This is a genomic window from Bacillus sp. JK74 (assembly GCF_053663395.1).
In genome coordinates, this window is record NZ_JBSJQB010000002.1 from 447,304 (window position 1) to 467,906 (window position 20,603).

General features: G+C 46.6%; 26 protein-coding genes. 4 read left to right on the forward strand and 22 right to left on the reverse strand.

Features of this window, described 5'->3' with window-relative positions; all coding sequences use genetic code 11:
* Nucleotides 1-33 precede the first annotated feature (33 nt).
* Together bshC and ACWJJ5_RS06745 are read right to left on the reverse strand one after the other, a co-directional pair.
* Nucleotides 34-1,653, reverse strand: coding sequence for a bacillithiol biosynthesis cysteine-adding enzyme BshC (bshC, locus tag ACWJJ5_RS06740; RefSeq protein ID WP_454022296.1), 1,620 nt, complete (start codon nt 1,651-1,653; stop codon nt 34-36).
* A gap of 86 nt (nt 1,654-1,739) precedes the next feature.
* Complete coding sequence (locus tag ACWJJ5_RS06745) at nt 1,740-2,621, reverse strand: 2-dehydropantoate 2-reductase (protein WP_032868805.1); 882 nt, start codon at nt 2,619-2,621, stop codon at nt 1,740-1,742.
* Nucleotides 2,622-2,783: 162 nt separating this feature from the next.
* Here ACWJJ5_RS06745 and ACWJJ5_RS06750 point away from each other — a divergent pair, with 162 nt between their 5' ends.
* The gene (locus tag ACWJJ5_RS06750) at nt 2,784-3,266 is read left to right on the forward strand and encodes an N-acetyltransferase (RefSeq protein WP_015388272.1); all 483 of its coding nucleotides are present in this window, start codon (nt 2,784-2,786) and stop codon (nt 3,264-3,266) included.
* Nucleotides 3,267-3,306: 40 nt separating this feature from the next.
* On the opposite strand, the gene gerR is transcribed toward ACWJJ5_RS06750, so the two are convergent.
* From gerR to ACWJJ5_RS06765, 3 genes are all read right to left on the reverse strand, one after another.
* Nucleotides 3,307-3,882 (reverse strand): sporulation-specific transcriptional regulator GerR, encoded by a 576-nt coding sequence (gerR, locus tag ACWJJ5_RS06755; RefSeq protein WP_003154450.1) that lies wholly within the window; start codon nt 3,880-3,882, stop codon nt 3,307-3,309.
* Nucleotides 3,883-4,043: 161 nt separating this feature from the next.
* A complete protein-coding gene (gene rpmF, locus ACWJJ5_RS06760; RefSeq protein ID WP_003154457.1) occupies nt 4,044-4,223 on the reverse strand; it encodes a 50S ribosomal protein L32 in 180 nt (59 codons plus the stop codon).
* 21 nt (nt 4,224-4,244) lie between these two features.
* Nucleotides 4,245-4,763 (reverse strand): YceD family protein, encoded by a 519-nt coding sequence (locus tag ACWJJ5_RS06765; RefSeq protein ID WP_003154459.1) that lies wholly within the window; start codon nt 4,761-4,763, stop codon nt 4,245-4,247.
* A gap of 208 nt (nt 4,764-4,971) precedes the next feature.
* Between ACWJJ5_RS06765 and ACWJJ5_RS06770 the strand changes: the two genes are divergently transcribed.
* On the forward strand, nt 4,972-6,219 hold the full coding sequence (locus tag ACWJJ5_RS06770; protein ID WP_454022297.1) for a nucleotidyltransferase: 1,248 nt from the start codon (nt 4,972-4,974) through the stop codon (nt 6,217-6,219).
* Between the two features lie 18 nt (nt 6,220-6,237).
* On the opposite strand, the gene ACWJJ5_RS06775 is transcribed toward ACWJJ5_RS06770, so the two are convergent.
* Both ACWJJ5_RS06775 and ACWJJ5_RS06780 read right to left on the reverse strand, forming a co-directional pair.
* Nucleotides 6,238-7,260, reverse strand: coding sequence for a SepM family pheromone-processing serine protease (locus tag ACWJJ5_RS06775; RefSeq protein WP_003154464.1), 1,023 nt, complete (start codon nt 7,258-7,260; stop codon nt 6,238-6,240).
* Between the two features lie 5 nt (nt 7,261-7,265).
* Entirely contained in the window at nt 7,266-8,045 is a 780-nt protein-coding gene (locus tag ACWJJ5_RS06780) for a patatin family protein (protein ID WP_014304961.1), read from the reverse strand.
* A 179-nt stretch (nt 8,046-8,224) separates the two neighbouring features.
* Here ACWJJ5_RS06780 and ylbJ point away from each other — a divergent pair, with 179 nt between their 5' ends.
* Complete coding sequence (gene ylbJ / locus ACWJJ5_RS06785) at nt 8,225-9,451, forward strand: sporulation integral membrane protein YlbJ (RefSeq protein ID WP_003154466.1); 1,227 nt, start codon at nt 8,225-8,227, stop codon at nt 9,449-9,451.
* An 18-nt stretch (nt 9,452-9,469) separates the two neighbouring features.
* On the opposite strand, the gene coaD is transcribed toward ylbJ, so the two are convergent.
* The 9 genes from coaD to ACWJJ5_RS06830 all read right to left on the reverse strand — a co-directional run bounded on the left by coaD (nt 9,470) and on the right by ACWJJ5_RS06830 (nt 14,060).
* Nucleotides 9,470-9,952 (reverse strand): pantetheine-phosphate adenylyltransferase, encoded by a 483-nt coding sequence (gene coaD / locus ACWJJ5_RS06790; protein ID WP_003154467.1) that lies wholly within the window; start codon nt 9,950-9,952, stop codon nt 9,470-9,472.
* 4 nt (nt 9,953-9,956) lie between these two features.
* Complete coding sequence (gene rsmD, locus ACWJJ5_RS06795) at nt 9,957-10,511, reverse strand: 16S rRNA (guanine(966)-N(2))-methyltransferase RsmD (protein ID WP_173612727.1); 555 nt, start codon at nt 10,509-10,511, stop codon at nt 9,957-9,959.
* A complete protein-coding gene (locus tag ACWJJ5_RS06800; RefSeq protein ID WP_094246961.1) occupies nt 10,511-10,720 on the reverse strand; it encodes a hypothetical protein in 210 nt (69 codons plus the stop codon). Before ACWJJ5_RS06800 ends, rsmD begins: the two co-directional genes overlap by 1 nt.
* Before the next feature lie 90 nt (nt 10,721-10,810).
* Nucleotides 10,811-11,083, reverse strand: a complete 273-nt coding sequence (locus tag ACWJJ5_RS06805; RefSeq protein ID WP_003154470.1) for a YlbG family protein — start codon at nt 11,081-11,083, stop codon at nt 10,811-10,813.
* A 59-nt stretch (nt 11,084-11,142) separates the two neighbouring features.
* Entirely contained in the window at nt 11,143-11,592 is a 450-nt protein-coding gene (locus tag ACWJJ5_RS06810) for a YlbF family regulator (protein ID WP_003154472.1), read from the reverse strand.
* A 70-nt stretch (nt 11,593-11,662) separates the two neighbouring features.
* Nucleotides 11,663-11,902: a YlbE-like family protein gene (locus ACWJJ5_RS06815; protein WP_003154475.1), complete on the reverse strand. Its 240-nt coding sequence runs from the start codon at nt 11,900-11,902 to the stop codon at nt 11,663-11,665.
* A 15-nt stretch (nt 11,903-11,917) separates the two neighbouring features.
* Nucleotides 11,918-12,328 (reverse strand): YlbD family protein, encoded by a 411-nt coding sequence (locus ACWJJ5_RS06820; protein ID WP_071391875.1) that lies wholly within the window; start codon nt 12,326-12,328, stop codon nt 11,918-11,920.
* Between the two features lie 163 nt (nt 12,329-12,491).
* Complete coding sequence (locus ACWJJ5_RS06825; protein ID WP_003154477.1) at nt 12,492-13,532, reverse strand: CAP domain-containing protein; 1,041 nt, start codon at nt 13,530-13,532, stop codon at nt 12,492-12,494.
* A gap of 84 nt (nt 13,533-13,616) precedes the next feature.
* Entirely contained in the window at nt 13,617-14,060 is a 444-nt protein-coding gene (locus ACWJJ5_RS06830) for a CBS domain-containing protein (RefSeq protein WP_003154478.1), read from the reverse strand.
* A gap of 140 nt (nt 14,061-14,200) precedes the next feature.
* Between ACWJJ5_RS06830 and ACWJJ5_RS06835 the strand changes: the two genes are divergently transcribed.
* Entirely contained in the window at nt 14,201-14,560 is a 360-nt protein-coding gene (locus tag ACWJJ5_RS06835; protein ID WP_044053184.1) for a YugN family protein, read from the forward strand.
* 34 nt (nt 14,561-14,594) lie between these two features.
* On the opposite strand, the gene ctaG is transcribed toward ACWJJ5_RS06835, so the two are convergent.
* From ctaG to cyoE, 6 genes are all read right to left on the reverse strand, one after another.
* Nucleotides 14,595-15,479 (reverse strand): cytochrome c oxidase assembly factor CtaG, encoded by an 885-nt coding sequence (ctaG, locus tag ACWJJ5_RS06840; RefSeq protein WP_003154480.1) that lies wholly within the window; start codon nt 15,477-15,479, stop codon nt 14,595-14,597.
* A gap of 24 nt (nt 15,480-15,503) precedes the next feature.
* Nucleotides 15,504-15,836, reverse strand: a complete 333-nt coding sequence (gene ctaF, locus ACWJJ5_RS06845) for a cytochrome c oxidase subunit IVB (RefSeq protein ID WP_015388278.1) — start codon at nt 15,834-15,836, stop codon at nt 15,504-15,506.
* Between the two features lie 2 nt (nt 15,837-15,838).
* Complete coding sequence (gene ctaE / locus ACWJJ5_RS06850) at nt 15,839-16,462, reverse strand: cytochrome c oxidase subunit III (protein ID WP_003154482.1); 624 nt, start codon at nt 16,460-16,462, stop codon at nt 15,839-15,841.
* Nucleotides 16,462-18,330, reverse strand: coding sequence for a cytochrome c oxidase subunit I (gene ctaD, locus ACWJJ5_RS06855; RefSeq protein WP_172614668.1), 1,869 nt, complete (start codon nt 18,328-18,330; stop codon nt 16,462-16,464). The genes ctaE and ctaD overlap by 1 nt, the downstream gene beginning before the upstream one ends.
* 31 nt (nt 18,331-18,361) lie before the next feature.
* Nucleotides 18,362-19,432 carry a cytochrome c oxidase subunit II gene (coxB, locus tag ACWJJ5_RS06860; protein ID WP_003154484.1) on the reverse strand — a complete coding sequence of 357 codons (1,071 nt, stop codon included), beginning with the start codon at nt 19,430-19,432 and terminating at the stop codon, nt 18,362-18,364.
* Nucleotides 19,433-19,649: 217 nt separating this feature from the next.
* The gene (gene cyoE, locus ACWJJ5_RS06865) at nt 19,650-20,567 is read right to left on the reverse strand and encodes a heme o synthase (RefSeq protein ID WP_003154486.1); all 918 of its coding nucleotides are present in this window, start codon (nt 20,565-20,567) and stop codon (nt 19,650-19,652) included.
* Between the last annotated feature and the right edge of the window lie 36 nt (nt 20,568-20,603).

Sequence of the window (20,603 nt, forward strand, 5' to 3'; positions counted from 1 at the left end):
CCTGAACTATTCAGGGTTCTTTAAAACTTTATTTCAAAGTTTGACAATCTGATGTTGGTTTTGAAAAGAAAATGGCAGATGTTTGAAGGTTGTGAAGAATTTTGGACCGTAACGGTTCAAATAATACATTACATTCCAAATCCGTTCCTGCGGAGCGCCGAGCGGTCTGATGCTGTTTTGGATTCTTTCATAGTCACGCAGCACAAAACCTTCTTTTGCTTCAATTCTTTTCGTTACCGTCCGTTCTAAAAACAAGAGCTGATCCTGAATGAAGGCGGCATTCTTCTGTAAGAGCGGCTCAAGGCTTGAATCGACCTTCAGCGCTTCGTTCCTTGCACGTTTATGGACGGCTTCAATCTGCGACTTCGCCTGTTCCATTACAGAAGAAAACTCTTCCGGAATCTGCTCTTCAAAATAAGTGTCTTTCAGGTGTCCGGTGCCGTGTTCGATCGCTTCCTGAAGCGGGATATTCCGTTCTGAAAGCTTCTTTTCAATATGGCGCTCAAGAATCGTAATGTTCAGTCTCGGCACTACCGGAGTCATGCGGAAGCCCATTAATGAGAAAGCCTGCTTCAGCTCACCCCAATAATTGATCTCCCCCGGTCCCGCGATAAACGCCAGAGTCGGGATGAGAAACTCCTGCATAAGCGGCCTTGTCACAACGTTATTGCTGAAACATTCCGGTTTTTCTTCCATATGGGTATGAAGCTCGTCGTTCGTCCACTTCAGGTCAAGCTCCTTAATGACAAAAACGCCGTTTTCTTTTTCAATTAAGAAACGCTCTCCCTCGTGTTCGTAAAACAGATTTGCCTGATCTTTGTCCGATTCAATAATCGGGTGATAACCGGCTTCCCGCATAAGAACCTGCTGGTCTGACACGGCTTTGGCAAGCTCGTGATTGTGTTTTAAAATCTGCTGAAACATACCCGTTTCCAGCTTTTTAATCCCCGGATCTCCCGAATTCATCAGAATAAGGCCTTCTTCTTGAAACAAGTCGGCGATCAACAGCTCAAAAAAGTCCGTGAATGTCTCTGATGAGCGTAAACATCGCTTCACGTTTTGAAGGAGTGTGTTTGTGTGATCCGTTTCCTCAAAAGCAGCGAACACTTCATCAATCCAAGCCGCGCATTTTTCCTGATCAAGCTCGGTTTTAGCCGCCGATGTTTTTTTCCAGTACGACTGCGGCAGTTTCCGCTTCACCGGACCTTTATTCTCTGTTGACGTATGCACATAATTAATTTCTTCCAGATCGTGATCTTCACCCGCCACCCAGAAGATCGGAGCGACAGGAATCTGCAGCGCCTCTTCCTGCTGTCTGGCAAGTACGATAATGGAGATAATTTTATGTATGGTGTAAAGAGGCCCTGTTAAAAGACCGGCCTGCTGGCCGCCTACAACCGCTGCGCTTTTTGGATCTCTCAGTTTTTCGATGGAGGCCTGCATGGCGTCGGAATGAAATTTTTCGTGATAGGAGGATAAATAATCCGCTAATTCCTCTCTGGCAAACGGCCGCGAAGAGAGGTCATGAAGCCGCTTTTGCCATACGTCCTCTGAATGAATATCATAATCAAAAAATGAAGACATGTTTTCTCCATCTATATAGTGCTGCACAAACTTATTTTGACTTTTGATGGAAAGTTCAGTTAGCTGCATCTGTCTGGAACTTCCTTTCTCCAATAAATAGTTAGGTTTCCGAAATGAGTATAGCATGTTACCGGAAAACCTCAAAAGACTTTGTTTCAATTTCTTTCTAACGCTTTTATGCTGCGGTGTAAAAACGTGAGATGAACGGCCGGCAATCCGCGGCTTTCCGCTTCTTTTACAAGATAGCCGATAATCGCATCGGCCTCTGTCCGCCTGCCTGCCATGATATCGACGAGCATGGAAGAATGATTTTTTTCCGTCAGTCTGCAAACTTCGCAAACCTTGTTCCACGCTTTTTCTCTATCGGCGAGGCCAAGTATTGTCTCCGCTTCTTCAAACACGTTTCTCATATATTTTTTGTAAGCGTCATTTCTTAACAGCTCTCCGTTTTTCACGCGCAGCAATGCAGTTAACGGGTTGATGCATACATTGATGATCAGTTTTCCCGTTAACAGCCGATACCAGTCGTTTTCATCATATACGGGAAAATCCCGGTGCATGCCGGAAAAGATGCTTTTGAGCGTTTCCGGCCGGGATGCGCTGAATACACTCCATCTTACGGCTCCCGCTCCCGTATGTTCAACGGCATGATCCGATATCTTTTTTGCTCCGTGCTCAACTGTGCCGGCATAAAGCGAATGATCCGTATGCCAATCTCTAATGTCGTGTATGTGTCCCATGCCGTTTTGCAAAAACAGCACATTCGTCCCTTTTACCGTCTCAAGATCCCGCAGCACAGCACTGAGCTGGTGCTGTTTAACGGCTGCAATTAAGAGGTCGAATCCGGAAGTGATGCCTGTTTGCGCTCTGCATGCCGCCGTACATTCTATTCCGTCTTTCAAAAGCCGTATACCGCCTGAGTTAATCGCATCAGCCTGCTCCGTCCGCCGCGTAATGACCGTTACCTGATGGCGGGACGATAAGTAGTAAGCACATAAAAGGCCTACCGCTCCGCCGCCGATAATTCCGATTTTCACACTGTCACACCCTATATCTGCATTTTTCCATATTATCATAGCAGAAGCCGCCGCAAATTACTTCAATTTCGTTTTGAGCAAAAAGACAGGCAAGCATATTATAGTTGGATTTTTCAATTAAAGCGTTTACAATAATGGTAGAACACAACAAAGGGGGAGTTTGTGTTGAAAATAGAGCGCCTGCTCATCAACTTTAAGACACTCGAAGAATTTAAAAGGTTTAAGGAATACGGGATGCAGGAGCTGTCGATGCTTGAAGATCTTCAGGATAATATCATTGAAAATGACAGCACCTCGCCTTTTTACGGGATTTACTTCGGGGATAAACTAGTGGCGAGAATGAGTTTATATCAGGTAAACGGAGGTGCGAATCCGTATTTTGATCAGCGTCAGGACTTTTTGGAACTTTGGAAGCTTGAGGTTCTTCCGGGCTATCAAAACAACGGATACGGAAAAGCGCTTGTTGATTTTGCAAAATCCTTCAGAATGCCGATCAGGACAAATTCACGCATGAAATCAGCAGAATTCTGGGATAAGATGAATTTCGAGCCCGTTAAATATGATATGGCGCGTGATAAAGGAGAAAATCCTTACATCTGGCATCCCGATATGGACGGTGAAATGACATCCGGAGAAACGGCATAATAAAAAACCGGCCGGGCCGCCGCCCTCAGGCCGGTTCATTTTACAGGCTCTGCGCCGATTTCCTGTCGTCTTCTTTTGAATTGACCATCCTTCTCGCTCTGTCCATAATGTCAATTAACGCTTTATAATCTTCTTCCGTCATCTCCAGCTTGTTTCTCAAGCTTTCATTTTCCTCACGCAGATCCTCGACTTCTTTTTGCAGCGCGGTCAGCTGTTCTGTGAGTTTTTCTTTTTCATGACGAACATCCGCTGCGGCCGGCGACTCTTTAAATTGCTGAAGAAACAAAATGACATCATCAATGGACAGCTCTTTTTCTCCTTCCGCCCTGCGGATCGGAGGCTGTTTGACGGTTCCCGGCAGATTGGCGGAATGCACCCCGATCTGCTTTCTTAATTCCTTCCGCTGTTTTTTCGCCAGTTCTATCCCTGACTGATATTGTTTTCTGACATAAGAATTCCATCTGAACCCGCAGGCGGCAGCCGTTCTCGTCAGCGCTCTGCCGACTTCTTCAAAAGCGGAAAGCTGGGTCCCGCCTTCCCGAATATGCCTGAGCACCACTTCGGCCAGCAGCAAATCTTCATCTTGCGTCCACGCGTCTTGTCTCGTTATCGTCAATCGTATCTCCCTCCATATTTGCTCATTTACCTCATACATATGCCGCTGATAGATTAGATAGACTACTGGCGCTCACAATTTTTTCGGCGGAAGCAGGCCGGAGAGGCAAAAAAAAAAAAGAAAAGCGCAGGAACCGAGATTCCCGCGCTTTTCTTCATACATTAATTGCTTTTAACATTTATGTCTTTGCCGTTGTATGATCCGCATGCTTTACATACACGGTGAGACAATTTCATCTCTCCGCATGACGGGCATTCTGTCATACCAGGTACATTTAGTTTGAAATGTGTACGGCGCAATCTTTTTTTCATTTTAGAAGTTCTTCTAAAAGGTACAGCCATTATTCCCACCTCCTTAAAGAGTTAAGATTCATCATCTTGTGTTAAGAGCTTTTTCAGATCCGCAAGTCTGGGGTCGATTTGATTTTTCTTGTCTTCCTCAGAAATCACTTGCCAATCCTTCCCCACTTGGGGAGCGGCTCCTTCTTTTTGTTCAGTTTCACAAAAGACTTGCATAGGAATTTCTAAAAGAATCTCTTCTTTTACGATCGGAGTTAAGTCAACGATATCGTCTTCAGCAATATGAACGTCCTCATCTTCTATATCATCCGACTTATGAAATCTAAACAGTTCTTTTGTCGCGATTGTAAATGGATACGGCACATCAACTAAAGTTCTTGAGCACGGCAAAACCATTTCGCCTGAAATCGTAAAGTCAAACGAAACTTGCTTGGATTCAATCTCCGCGCGGCCCTTCACCCGGACGGGAGAAATGCGGCGGATGTCAGAATTCAATTTTGTCAGCTCATTTAACTCAACTGTTTCATCAAATTCAAAGCTCTTTTTCGCCATTTGATGAAGCTGATAAATCGTCCATTTCATTTGTATCACCTCAGGAAAGCAACAAACATGATTATAGCTTTTCAGAATGTTTTTGTCAATATTTTTTCTTTACAGCATAATGCCGCCGTCATGCAATCGTTGACAGCCGGATAGGCTATGCATACACTAAACGAAGCGGACTAAAATATGCACTTCATTTGCAAATGTACCACACGAAGCAAAACATAGCAAGAAAGGCGGGACAAATATGAAAGCAGTCGGGCTGGTTGTTGAATATAATCCCTTTCATAACGGACACCGCTATCATGCGGAACAAGCAAAAATCAAAACGGACAGCAGCGTCGCGGCGGCGGTGATGAGCGGCCCTTTTTTGCAGCGCGGGGAACCGGCCGCCGTCTCAAAGTGGGCCCGGACAAAAATGGCGCTGGAAAACGGCGTGGATATCGTCATTGAGCTCCCTTATATATATGCCGTACAAAAAGCGGAATTATTCGCGCGCGGCAGCGTTTCGCTTCTTCATCATTTAGGATGCAGCAGCTTGTTTTTCGGCAGCGAAAACGGGCGGATCGAACCCTTTATTGAAGCGTCTGAAGCGTTCAGCCGAAAAGAAGACGACTGCAGCCTGATTCTGAAAGAGGAGATGAAAAAGGGTCTCAGCTATCCGGCCGCCGCCTCAAAAGCTTTTTCACACATATTCAAAGGGCGGGACATGCTCGATTTGTCCAAGCCGAACAATATTCTCGGTTTTCACTACGTTAGAGCGATACACGCCTTCGGTTCCGCTATGAAGCCTTATACGACAGCCAGAATCGCTTCCCAGTATCATGACGACGAGCTTCCCGGAGATAACAGCCGGATAGCCAGCGCAACAAGCATCCGGAAAGCGCTGATAGAAAAAGGAACGGCGGCCGCAAGGAGCTTTCTCCCGGAAGCGTCTGCGCGTGAGCTGGAGGCATACAGAAATGCATACGGGATATGGCACAGCACGGAAGACTATTTTTCATATGTAAAATACAGCCTCAGCACTCTGTCCGCTGAAGAATTGAGCCGAATCTACGAAGTGGAAGAAGGCCTTGAGCACAGAATTTTGCGCACCATCAGACAAGCCCGATCCTATCGCGAAATGATGGAACGATTGAAAACAAAACGATACACGTGGACGAGGCTGCAGCGGATGAACACGCACATTCTGACACGGACGAAAAAGGAAGACATGCATCGGCTTTTACAGCCTTCAAGCGCTCCTTATATCCGTCTTCTCGGAATGACGAAAAAAGGACAGGGGTACCTGTCGGCAAAGAAAAAAGAGCTTACCGCACCTCTCGTCAGCAAGCTCTCTTCTTTCTCTCATCCCGCTCTGGATCTGGACATACTGGCGGGACGGGTTTACAGCCTGCCGATAAAAGAACCTGAACGCACATTGTTTGAGAAACAGGAATTTTCACAAGCGCCGATCCGCTATGATGAAGACGAAAAGCGTTTTTTGAATGCGTAAAAAAAGCACCTGCCTGTATCAGGTGCTTTTTACTTTCAGCTGATCCAAATAGTCAAGTGCGTCCTGCATGGTGTCGACAGGGACGATCTTCATATCGGACTTGATTGCTTTCGCCGTTTTTACCGCATTTTTGTAATCAGAATTTTCAGCTCCGTTTTGATTCGGCGCAAAGAAAATATCTTTTCCCGCTTTGTCTGCGGCGACGACTTTCTGATCGATTCCGCCGATCGGTCCGACCTTGCCGTCCACGTCGATTGTCCCCGTTCCGGCTATATTATAGCCTTTTGTTTCGTCAGGTTTTGTCAGCTGGTTGTAAATTTCTAAAGACATCATGAGACCCGCAGAAGGCCCGCCGATGTTTTCAATGCTGAAATGGAGATCCGGCTTTACTTTCACGTTCCGATCCGTATATAACGCTACGCCGATTCCCGCTCTTTTCGGGTCGTCCGGGAATGATTTCAGCACAATGTCAACGGTCTTTTCTTTCGTGTCCCGTTCAATGTGAAACGTTACTTTTTCCCCCGCTTTTTTGCTGCTGATATAATCAATCAGCTTTTCAGCGGATTCGTATGTTTTCCCGTCCGCGCTGATGATTTTATCACCGACCTCTATTTTTCCTTTTGCCGGCATGTCAGAGACGACTGAGCTGGCGAAAATCCCGTTAAATGAGTATTTCACCTGTTTCCCGGCTTTTTGATAAGCGGCAATGACCGCGTTTTCTTGGGAGCTTTTCATCATTTGCAGCTGGCGCTTCATATAATCCGAGTCCGATTCGCCCTCTTCTTTTATGCTTTCATCAGGGACGATTTCATCGTAAGGATGCACTTTCGCCCAAAGATATGTATACGGATTGGCGGGGCCTACTTTGACAGTCATCAAGGAAAGGCTTCCTTTTTCAGGATAGCCTCCGTCCACCTTAATCAGCGGTCTCAGCTCTGATGCTTCTCCCGGCTGTGTAATGTAATACGGAAGCTTAATAAATGTAACAGCAATTAATAAGATCAGGATGATAAACACCCAGCGAAAATGTTTTGCTTTCATATGAGTTAGCCCTCCCAGTTCTCTATTTCTTGTTTAATCCGGCCGATCATCCGGTCTGCGGCTTCTTCGCCCGCTGTGATCATATGATCAATGTTGGCAAAAGAACTTGAGCTGAATGATTCAAGAGAAGGGCGGATCATGACGTCTGCGGCAATGGTCTGGTGACGGACCAATTCATTTTGCAGTATATCCATACTTTGCATGATTACATCAAAAATATGTGCCGCTTTTTCCGTTTTTTTCACCCGGGATACGTCAGAGGCGATGACGATATCAGCACCCATATCTTTTACGGCGGAAACCGGGATTCTGTCAACCACCGCGCCGTCGACTAACATACGTCCGTTCATTTTTTGCGGGACGAAAACGCCCGGTATGCTGATGCTCGCGCGGACGGCTTCGGACACTGAACCTTTCGTAAAAACGAGTTTTTCGCCGGTCTGAAGGTCGCAGGCCACGATGCCGAGCGGGATCCGCAGTTCTTCTATCGGCTTGCCGTACGTATAGGCATGAACGAGCTGCCTGATGCGGTCTCCTTTTAAAAATCCGAGCCTCGGCATCGTATAATCCGCGTACAGCCGCCGCTTAAATGCTTTGGCGACTTTTTTCATCGTAGCCACGTCATGCCCGGCCGCATAAAAGCTTCCGACTAATGCTCCCATGCTGCTGCCGGCAATCATATCAATTGGAATCTGATGCTTATGTAAACTGGATAACACTCCGAGATGAGCGATGCCTCTTGCCCCTCCCGAACCTAACGCTAACCCGATTGTAGGTTTGGCCAACGCGACGAACCCCCTAATAGACATCCTATACATGAATTCTATGGTCTAAATTGAACCCCTATGCTCGTATATTAGTACAGGATGACAAATAGGTACTTGCCCGGCCGCCTTTAAGGTCTGTTCTATATTTTATCATGATATAAATGTCAGTGTGCAATTTTAGCATCGGGGAGGTAAGAATGAATTTGTCTAAGTTTCATACATTTTTGATTTCATTGTTTTTCATTTTTTTGACGGCGACGGTTATTTCACACCCTCAGGCCTCATTCGAAGCCTCCAAAACCGGTCTTTCCATGTGGTGGGAGGTCGTTTTTCCTTCATTGCTTCCGTTTTTTATTCTATCTGAGCTTTTAATCGGATTCGGCATTGTCAAATTTGTCGGCCTTTTACTCGAACCCTTTATGCGTCCCATTTTCAGAGTGCCGGGGGTCGGCGGATTTGTACTGGCTATGGGCATGGCTTCAGGCAATCCGGCCGGCGCGAAGCTGACTGCACGGCTGCGCCAGGATAAACAAATCTCCAGAGTAGAGGCTGAACGCCTCGTCTCTTTTACCAATTCATCCAATCCGTTATTTATATTCGCTGCCGTGGCGGTCGGCTTTTTTCATAACGCGTCTCTCGGCATTCTGCTGGCATCGGCTCACTATCTCGGAAACATCGCCGTCGGCCTGACGATGCGTTCATACGGACGGAAAGAAGAGGCGGCGTATACCGGTAAAAAGACGATCGCTCTCCCTTCTCTGAAGGAAGCATTTCTGGCCCTCCACAAGGCGCGGCTTTCGGAAAAGCGGCCGCTCGGAAAAATTTTGGGCGACGCCGTCACCTCTTCTGTACAAACCTTGCTGATGGTGGGCGGTTTTATTATATTGTTTTCGGTTTTCAGCCGGTTATTATCAATCGTACAAGTCATGGATGTGCTTTCTGTATTTACAAACGCGCTGCTTTCCCTTTTTCATCTTCCGGCAAATCTGGACATCCCTCTTATCAGCGGAATGTTTGAAATTACACTTGGGAGCAAGCTGGTCAGTGAAGCTGATGCCGCCTTGCTGCCGAAAGCCATGATTGTGAGTTTTATTCTCGGGTTCAGCGGCCTTTCCGTACAGGCCCAGGTAGCCGGCATTTTATCGGAAACAGATATCCGCTTTAAACCGTTTTTCGCGGCGCGTATCCTTCAGGGCATTTATGCTGCACTCTTTATTCTCTTACTGTGGAAGCCGCTTTACCTTGCATTGGACGAACCTTACCAGTCCGTATTCCTCCCTTTCCGCGATCAGGACGCGGGATCTGCTGCCGTCAGCGGATGGAATACACTTGTTGAAACCGGGCCCGCCATCACGCTGACAGCTCTCGCCGTATACGCATTGATTTATTGTTACAGGCTGTCAGCACGGACAAAAAAAGGATGAGACGCCGATCAGCGCTTCTCATCCTTTAAATTTCTGCTTCAGCGCCTGTTCAACTTCCGGAGGAACAAACTCTGAAACAGGCCCGTTATATTTTGCGACTTCTTTTACGATGCTTGAACTTAAAAAAGAGTACTGATTGTTCGTCATCATAAAAAAAGTTTCTATTGATTCGTCAAGCACGCGGTTGACGGAAGTCCCCTGCATCTCATATTCGAAGTCAGAAACGGCTCTGAGCCCTCTGATAATCGCTTTCGCCCGCTTTTTTTTCGCATAGTCGATTAACAGTCCCTGTGACGTCTCGACCGTAATATTCGGAATGTCTTTTGTCACTTCTCTTAACAGCTCACAGCGTTCCTCGACTGTAAACAGCGGCTGCTTAGAAGAATTATTGAGCACGCATACGTACACATGCTCAAACACGTTTGCCCCCCGTCTGATAATGTCCAGATGTCCGTAGGTGACGGGATCAAAACTTCCGGGACATACAGCTATACTTGCCACATCATTACCCCCTATTTCGGTATATCGTCACTCCTGTAAGCCCGTAAATTTCCCTTCTTGTTACAGAAAGCGCGCCGACGGCTTCCGGAAGCACAACGGCTTTATCATGCTCGGCTACGACAAAACCGTCTTCATTCAGCATGTTCTGCTCATCAATCATTTCGATAAGCGCTTTCAGCTTTTGTTCCTTATACGGAGGATCTAAGAAAATCCCTTCAAAACCTTTTTCCCGTTTCGCCGCGGCATAGAGGGCCCGCTCTGCATCATTGCGGTATACTTCCGCTGAAGACAGCAGATCGAGCGCTTTGATATTTGCTTTTACCGTTTGGATGGCTTTGAAATCACGGTCCACAAAGATACAGCGGTCAAATCCGCGCGACAGCGCTTCAATCCCGAGACCGCCGCTCCCCGCAAACAAATCCAGCCCCGTTCCTCCGTCAAAATACGGGCCGATCATATTAAAAATAGACTCTTTTACTTTATCCGTCGTCGGCCTTGTTGATGTGCCCGGCACCGCCTTTAAGGCTCGTCCTTTTCTTGAACCGGAAATCACTCTCATTATTCACACCACTTTTTCTGAAAACTTTGATGTTTCTCATCGGCTGAGCCGTTATGTATAAAAACAATCCCTATCTTATCATAAAGCATTCTTTCAAACAATGAACGTGAAAAACGTGTATACATATTCACATTCCTGTCAAGACTACGTGTAACAGCATCAAAGAATGATGTTGTTGCCAACCGCGGAGAAGACTTACGTTTCCCCATAAGTTCTTCCTCCGGTTTCTCCTCTCCCTTTTCCTTCTCCTTAACTTGTTAAGGAATAGAAGGACCCCGCAGGTATCTGCGGGGATTTTTTTATATACCGACTTTATAATCGTACTCTTTCGCTTTATCAAGCTTTGATTCAAATTCCAGCTTTAAAAAAGGTTTATAAGAAGGCTCTACCTTCTTCACATAAGAATAAGAAGAAATCTTTTCCATTGTTTTTTCGATCAGGTCCATATCGCAATACAGCACAACGTATTTCAGCCGCTTGGAAACATAATGAACGTTGCCGAATTTTCTCAGCATTTTGCTGTGTTTTAAGGAATGCAGATATACGATTATGCCTTGGCGCTTATTTTCCATCATGATCACCCGCCTGACTTTCTGTTCATTTTTATGTAAAAGACGAGACGGCCGTCTCGTCAGGAAACTTTGCATCCGCAGCCGCCGCCGGAACCGCAGCCGCCGCCGCAGGATGACAGGCCGTCAAAATAAGGATTCCCCGTCGGCACTTTTACATGCTCCGAGACGGCCGTTCCGAGTTCAATGCTGATCTCGTCAAGCAGCGACTGAAGCTCAGTCTCCGCTTTTTTAAATTCGGCCACCTTATCGTTTAAATCGAGCTCCCGCTTCATTTCTCTCATTTTGCGGGAAATCTCTCTATAATCAGGATGGTATTTGCCAAAGCGCTGCACATCCTCATACTGCTCTTTAACGCTCATAAAAGAACGAATGATCCGCCCTGCCTCTTCATCTTCACGGAGACGCTTGTAACAATCGCGGTAATTTTCAGCCGTCTCAGACTGCAGAATCATGCCGGCAAGCTGCTCCGCTTCACTTTGAAGCTTGACGGACTCAATTGTTGCATACATAAATACGCACCTCCAGTTGCTAGTTTACCATGAAACCACCCAATTGGAAAATGCGGCGTTTAAACGCTTTTTAATCCTGCGAACGCATGGCGTGTACCATCTGCATCATCATCTGCGCCATTTGAATCCCGTTTGAGAATTGACTTACCCGATGCGGTATCGTCTTTTCATAAAAATTCATCATGTCAAGCTGAAAGGAATTGAGATCGTCCGGTTTTCTCGCAAGTCTGCGGTACCAGACGGGACGCTGCCGTATAAACCGTTTCCGTTCCTCATCTGCGGATATGAATTCCTGAACCTCTTTTCGCATACACGATCCCCTTCTTTAATCCTTTCTGAATGAAAAAGGATGTTGTCCGGAGCCTTGCCGGGGCTGCTTCGTGCTGCTCCCCGAAAATTGGCTTAAAAGGCTTTGCAATGATGAAATGGACTGGCTCATTTTATTGATCTGCTCATTCATTTGGTTGATATCCATCTTTTTGACGGCAGTGACCATTTTTGAAACGAAATCATTCTTTTCAGCTGGTTCCTGTTTGGTTTCCGCGTCGGAAGAAGGCTGAACGGCCTCGTCTTTAAAAGGGTCCCACATCGGATCATCCTCGCCTAGGAGCACCCAGTTTTCATAGACTTCCTGCCAGCTTCTTTGTTCCTTGCGAACATTTTGGATCAGTTTGGGATGCTTTTTTACGAATTGTTTAAAATCATCGATTGATTGCCGTGATTGCTGATTCGCCACAATTCTCACCCCCTCCGAAAAGTTTTGCCTGCTATAATGTATCGGTTCATGCGCCTTAATGTTCGCCTAAATTGCGAAAAAAAGCAGGTATATTTTTTCAGCAGGAGCGCCGCTCGTGAAAAAACATAAAAAAACCGCGGGGGACGCGCCCCTCTGCGGTTTTTTACTGCCAAGGCTTAATGAAGTTTTGCGTATAATACTTCCGGTCCACGCCGACACCGAGGTGCGTATAATCCGGGCTTAACAGCGCCTTCCTGTGGCCTTCGCTGTTCAGCCAGCCCTCCACGGCTGCAGGACCGTCCACATAGTTGTAGGCAATATTTTCACCGGCCTCCCGGTATTTCACATCGCCTTTTTCCAAGCGGTCCTTCAGAGTCCCGTATTTCTTTGAGACGTGAGAGAAATACTTGTTATCCTTCATGTCCTTGCTGTGGCCGAATGCCACTTTCGCGGCGCCTTCGTCCCATTTCAGCCTTGCCAGTCCGTGTTTCACGCGGATGACATTTGTAATGTCGAGAATCTGCTGTTCACTCGCTCGTTCAATGTCGTTCCATTTTTTATCAGAAACTGGCTCGGGTTCTGTCAGCTTTCCTCTGTACATGACCTCATACGGCCTTTGTTTCACAAGCGTTTCCGCATCAAATGCCCTGATGCTTGACAGATTCCCGTCAAATTTGTCCATGTACAGCTGAACATACATTCCGCCTATCTTGACGGTGGGACGGGTATTGATATCTTCTTCGGAAAACTCAAACCGATACGTGTTTCCCTTGTCAGTCACATTGACAAAAGGAGAAACCTGCGTCGTTTTAAAAACTTCGCCCGTCGATTCGCCGATCTTAAACGGTTTTGCGTTGATGCCGCTTCCCGAAGCGTATAAAGTCACGGCTTTATCATTCAAAATACCGACTTGTACGTATTGGTCTTTCCCCTGGTTGTACACCCACCACTCGTAATCGTAGGCAGAAGGATCTTTCCGGGACGGTTCCCCAAGTTTCTTTTTCACATCGGCGGCAGATTTGCCCATGAGAGAAAGCAGTCCGGATGACGGCATTTTCAGCCGTTTTCCGCTCTCTTCTTCATTGGAAACCTGAGGCTCCTCCTGATTGGTCTTTTTCTGAGGAGCCGATCCATATTGTATAAACAGAACATACGCTCCGTAAATAAGCAAAAGGATAACGAGAGCCCTTGCGATATTTTTCAACCTCTCACCCCCATATCATCAAACCGTTCTGTTTTTGTGTACTCTTATACAGTACAGCCTATTTGCATCGTCCGTGATTTATGTTTAATGGATAAACCCCTCCGGACCTCCGTCTTCAGAAATGTCAGACAGCGCCCGGCCTGCTTGCTCATTTGATTGCTCGGCCAACGAAAGATCGCCGAGCGTAACAATGCCGACCAGTTTTTTATCCCTTGTGACGGGAATTCTTCTGAGCTGATGTTCAGCCATCAAATGGAGCACCTCCTCCACAGAGGCGTCTTCTTCTGCACTGATAACCCGCTCTGTCATTGCGTCGGTTATTTTTTGAGAGTTCGGCTTTTTTGAAGCAATTCCCCGTAATACGAGATCTCTGTCTGTCACGATCCCGACAAGTGTGGCGCCGTCTTCATCCACTATCGGAATGGCGCCGACATCCGCGTCTTTCATCTTCACCGCAGCTTCATATACATTATCTAATACTGTACAATATTGCAAGTCTGACGTCATGAGCTTATTGATCTTTGTCATTGCGGAATTCCTCCTTTTTTCTGCTACTATTGTCGTCAAATTTTTCTTTTTGCATACTTTCACCGTATGAATCATTGAAAGTGTAACGCTTTCATACTATGATTGTCAGGAAAGGGCATTTTTAAAAGGAGGGGGAAGGTTTGAAGTTTGAAAACAGCGGTCTTGAAGGGGTAACAGCGGAGCTCAGCCGCTTGAATGATCTGATGGAAGGTAAAGGGCTCATTCTGGCTGGACAATGGGATTATGAAAGAGTGACTTACGACAAAAAGTTTTCAGTACCTGAGGGGACATTTTATCTGCGGATTCAAGGAACGGCAAAAGAGGGCGATGTCGGCGGCAGACGGGCCGTGATTCAGCTGAAGGCCCCTCTTTTAGGAAAGCATTATTATCCGCACGGCGTAGAATACGGCAGCGCTGAAGAATTTCCGGAACATGTCATCGCTGAAAGCAAAGCTTTACTGCTTGAATTGGAAGAGTCATTAAAAACAGTGCAAATGTAATAAAAAAGTACAGCATATTCTGCTGTACTTTTTTTTATGAGACGGTATGCTCGATATACGGCGGCTCTGACAGCGTATCTTTTTCCCGTTCCGTTCTGACCCACTGAAAAAAGATGACAGCCAAATATATTCCGTAAACCGCCTCTTGAATGATTTTCATCAGCACTGCCCCAAGCTGCTGATCTTCCAGAGGAGGCAGCGTGTTAAACATCTCCGGTCCGGATAAAGGGATCTCCTCCAGCAAATCTAAAGGAACGCAAAGCTTCATTGCTTCGGCCCAAGCCGCCGGATCTGTATACGTGGCATACATGGGCGCCCCGCTGAACATAATGAGCGCGCAGGCCGGCGTTAACAAAATCCCGTCTGCCATAATATACCCCAGCTTCATTAAACCGCTGAGACGGGGCAGACCGTCCACCTTATGCACAAGCGGCCACCACATAAAAAACGCCGTTACAAAGATGAGTCCGTTCATCAGCGTGTGATACAGCGAATCTGTTTTGACGAAATCAAATATAAACGGGATGTGATACAGCGAAAAAATACCGTTAAACAGCACTAAAGCGATAAGCGGCATTGAAAAAAACGAAAACAGCGGCTTTACGACAGGACGGAAGATCAGTTTTTTCCATGCCCAGCCGGGAATTCCGGAAATCAACAGCGGCGGTACGACTAAAAACAGAACCGCCATCTGCGCCATATGGGCGCTGAACATCACATGGCCCAATAAATCAACCGGACTTCCCGCAGCCGCGTAAAAAAATAGCGCGGAAAGCACAAACAGCACCTTCTCCTTAACGGCCACACGTCCTTTATGCCGGCTGCACCAGTAAAAGTAAACACCTGTTATCACGGCAGTTATACAAAACAGATACGGGCTCCACATTGCGCGAAACCCGAACATTTCCAAATTAATCAAATCTCTCACTCCCCGCCGCCCCGATTACCACCAAATAATCGTGACAAATGCAAGCACGGTGATAAACGCGACAAATATTCCCGAATACAGAAATAATGACGGCGCTTCATGCCCCTTCTGGCTCATATGCATAAAGTAAAACAGCTGAAAGATGACCTGAATGACCGCAAGCAGGATCAGAAACGGCATCGTAAACCATCCGGCAATGCCGTCTGCAGCCACCGTCAAAAACGCGACAAGCGTAAGGCCGATCATCAAGCCGAAGGATATGACCTGATATTTCATCTCCTCGGCATTTTTCCTTCTCCGATATTCGAGATCCGTACTGACAGTCCCTCTGTTTTTGTTATCGTCCATCGTTATCCCACCATCCCCATCAAATATACAACGGTAAAGATAAAGACCCACACGACATCGATAAAATGCCAATATAAGCTGGCCACATAATATTTCGGCGCATTATAAAGGCTGAGCCCTCTTTTCGCATTCCGGATCATGAGCGCGCTGATCCACAACAGCCCGAACGCCACGTGTGCTCCGTGTGTGCCGACGAGCGTATAAAACGCTGAGCCGAGCGCAGAGCTTGTAATGGTAAAGCCGAATTCGTGAGTGTAATGCATAAATTCATAGATTTCAACCCCTAAAAATCCCGCTCCCAATAATACGGTAACCAGAAGCCACACCTGCATTTTTTTAAAGGAGAAATTTTTCATATGATACATCGCATACACACTCGTTAAGCTGCTCGTCAAAAGAAGCATCGTCGCGATAAACACGATCGGCAGCTCAAACATCTCAGCCGTTGACGGCCCTCCGGCTTTTGATTCCCGTAAAGCAAGGAATGTCGCAAATAGCGAGGCGAACAGAACTGTTTCGCCGCCGAGAAACAGCCAAAATCCCAAAAACTTATTTTTCCCCTCCAGCGTTGCTTTTTCAGGAGAAGCCGGAAAGGTTTCAGCCGTCATTTTTTCCTGCAGCTGCATTACGCCTTCACCCCTTTATCATCATTCGGCAGATCTTCTTTGTGAATATGATAGCCGTAATCATCGACCACAGAGCGAAGCAGCATGGTAAAGAATGTGATGCCGAGCCCTATGAAGATAACCGGAAGCCCCCATGAATAATCGGAGTGGTATAAAAACCCGAACGCTGCGACAAACAGCCCGAAAGATATGATAAACGGCATGATGGAGCCGTTCGGCATATGAATGTCCTCTACAGGCTCTGCAGGCGCCATCCCTTCATTTCCGGCCTGCTTTTCAATCCACAGCGGGTCAAGTCCCCGGACAAACGGAAGCTGTTTAAAATTATATTCCGGCGGCGGCGAAGAGACCGCCCATTCAAGCGTACGACCGTCCAGCCACGGGTCGTTCCCGACGTATTCCCCCTTTATTGAGGTATAAATAATATTGACGACGAGTAAAGCAGCCGCGCCCGCCATGAAAAACGCGCCGATTGAACTGATCAGGTTGCCGGTATCAAGCCCCTGGCCGGGCAGATATGTGTAAACGCGCCGCGGCATTCCCATCAAGCCGAGAAAATGCTGAATGAAGAAGGTAAGATGAAACCCGATAAAAAATAAGACGAACGAAATTTTCCCCATCGTTTCATGAAGCACCTTCCCGAACATTTTCGGCCACCAGAAATGCACGCCCGCCAGGATGCCGAACACAACGCCGCCGATAATGACGTAGTGGAAATGCGCTACGACAAAATACGTATCGTGGAACTGATAATCTGCCGCTGCGGCCGCCAGCATGACACCCGTGACTCCTCCGAGTACGAAAGAGGGAATAAAGGCGACGGCATACAGCATAGGCGTCGTGAATTTGACGTTTCCTCCCCAGATGGTCAAAAGCCAGTTGAAAATTTTAATGCCGGTAGGCACCGCGATCGCCATCGTCGCAACCGCAAATATCGCATTAGCGATCGGTCCGAGTCCCGTTGTAAACATGTGGTGAACCCATACCATGAACCCGAGAAAGCCGATCAGCACGATCGCAAAGACCATAGACGAATAACCGAACAGACGTTTCCTCGCAAATACGGGAATGATTTCTGAAAAAATCCCAAAGGCGGGAAGAATTAAAATGTATACTTCCGGATGCCCGAAAATCCAAAACAGATGCTCCCAGATTATCGTATTGCCGCCCAATTCAGGATTAAAGAAATTCGTTCCGAACAAACGATCCAGCATCATCAGCGCCAAACCGACGGTGAGCGGAGGAAATGCGAATAAAATGAGTGCCGACGCCACAAATGTCGTCCACGTAAACAGCGGCAGTCTCATATACGTTAAACCCGGTGCCCTCATATTTATAATCGTGGCGAGAAAATTGATTCCCGCAATGAGCGTCCCTAAGCCTGATATTTGCAGACCGAGCACGAAAAAGTCTATGCCGTGCCCTTTCGAATTCAGCGCAAGCGACGCGTACGACGTCCAGCCTGCATCAGGAGCGCCCCCTAAAAACCAGCTCAGATTCAAAAAGATGCCTCCGAAGAAAAACAGCCAAAATCCGAGCGCATTCAGAAATGGGAATGATACGTCACGCGCCCCGATCTGCAGCGGCACAACCGCGTTCATCAGCCCGAATAACAGCGGCATCGCTGCCAGGAAGATCATTGTCGTGCCGTGCATCGTCATAATTTCATTAAACTGCTGAGCACCCATAAAATCGTTCCCCGGCCTCAAGAGCTGAATCCTGATAAGCATGGCCTCAAGTCCGCCGACGACGAAGAAAAATCCCCCAGCGATCATATATAAAATCGCGATTTTCTTATGGTCAACCGTCGTCAAATAATCCCAAAGCAAAGAGCTTTTTCTTTGCTGTCCTGTAAGCGTATTCATCATTTGCGACCTCCCCCCTGATATCTCCCTGTCCTCACTTGTTCTCCGCTTTCAGCCCTTTTAAATATTCATACAGCGCATCCGTTTCAGCGTCCGAGAGCTTCGGATAAGTGCCTGTCATTTTATTGCCCGGTTTAATGCTGTCCGGATTTTTCAGCCAGGCTTTTATATTCTCTTTATTCGCATCCTTAATGCCGGCCACTTTGACCCGTTCACCGAATGTAGCGAGGTTCGGAGCCGTTCTTGCCGCTTCAGCCCGTTTATCATTGGGCTCAACCGCATGACAGCTCAGGCAGTTTTTTTCCTTAAACAGCTCTTCTCCTTGCGCGGCTAAACCGGAATCTGTTGTATGCTTATAATTTTTCATCGCTTTCGTCCATTGTTTAAATTCTTTTGACGGCAGCGGTTTCACTTTGAAATCCATCAGCGCATGTGAAGGCCCGCACAGCTCTGCGCATTTCCCGAAGAAATATTCTCCCGCTTCTTTGCTGCGTTTAGAATCGAAGGTCAGAAAGAAAGTATTGTCATTATCCGTATTCGTATCGATTTTCCCCCCCGCTGACGGAATCCAGAAAGAGTGTTTCACATCTGAGGACTTCAGCTTGAAATAGACGCGTTCATCTGTGGGAACGATCAGCTCCTGACTTGTCACAAACCCGTAATCAGGATACTCGAATTCCCACCAGTATAAATTCGCCCTTACATTAATCACGAGCGCATCCTCTGCTTTACGGTTTTTCTTATCCATCGGCGACGTATCCGCCAGCGCCAATGTATCGATGACAACCGGGATGACAAGAATAATCAAAAGCAGGATCGGAATAACGGTCCAGGTGATTTCTAAAAAACGGTTCCCCTCCACCTGTTTCGGTATCGTGTCTTCCCCTATACGCGACCGTCTGAATCTCACAATGACGTAAAAGAAAATAACTGCTACGACCGCAACGACTACAACCATGATAAGTGTGCTGAGCACCGTCAGATCATATTGTTTATCAGCCACTTCGCCGGCAGGCTTGAGTGTGGACAGAAACGGTTTTCCACAGCCGCTCAATAAAAGCGGCACTAAGGCTAATAATGATAAAAGACGCCAACGCTTTAACATTTCACCCAACCCCTTTTTTGAATCAGTACGAGATGCACAAGCAGTAAATCTGCTTCCAGCCGAAATACTTCATTTCCTCATTTCTTAAAATATGAGATTTTTTACTTAAAATTCCATCTATGTATAAAAGCAAAGCCGCCTGATTAAACAAAAGGTCAAGGCGGCGTTTACTAGTTGTCATTGTTTGTTTTGGCGATCAAACAAGCTCATTATTCAATTAAAACAGCGTGAAGACCACCATCGCTACAAAATAAATGGTCATGTAGTTAAGCGAATAGACAAACATAAGAGTTGCCCACTTCATGATGTTTTTCATGCGGAATCCCATCAGTCCGAGAACAAGCCATCCGACATTAAGCAAAGTGCCGAGAATAACGATCGGAAGACCGAGACTGCCGAGGAAAAACGGAAGCGGCAGCAGGCATGCGACCCAGACGATAATCTGTCTTTTCGTCACTTCAAAGCCGTGCACTACCGGAAGCATCGGAATATTCGCTGCTCTGTAATCTTCCGTCTTTTTAATCGCAAGCGCTAAAAAGTGCGGAATCTGCCAGATGAATAAAATCATGAATAAAACCCACGCGACAACACCGATGTGCCCTTCAACCGCTGTCCAGCCGATTAACGGCGGCACGGCGCCTGATACACTTCCGACAACCGTATTAATCGTATAACGGCGTTTCGTCCACATTGTATAAAGAACAACGTACGTAAACACGCCGATAAAACCGATGACTGCTGCCATCACGGTGGTCATCAAAAGCATGATAAGTCCTAAAGCAATGAGTAAAATTCCTGACCACAGCGCTTGATTCGGCTGAATCTTTCCGGTTACCGTCGGTCTTACTTTCGTGCGTTCCATTAAATGATCAATATCACGGTCGTAATAGTTGTTAACCGCACAAGAACCGGCGATGATCAAAGAAGATCCTATTAATGTAAGAAGCACGGTGTTTAAATTGCCTAAAAAACTCAGACCGGATATATGTAACGCAAGCCACATGCCGGTAAAAGTCGTAATTAAATTCGAATTGACGATTCCTATTTTGATAAGCGAAAGGAAATCCTTCCATGCCGTCGTCTCTTCAATCTGTCCGTCTATAGCTGTATCGTTTAAAATTCTGGAATTAGCCATAACGTAAACCTCCCTTACAAACCTAAAGCAGGTTTT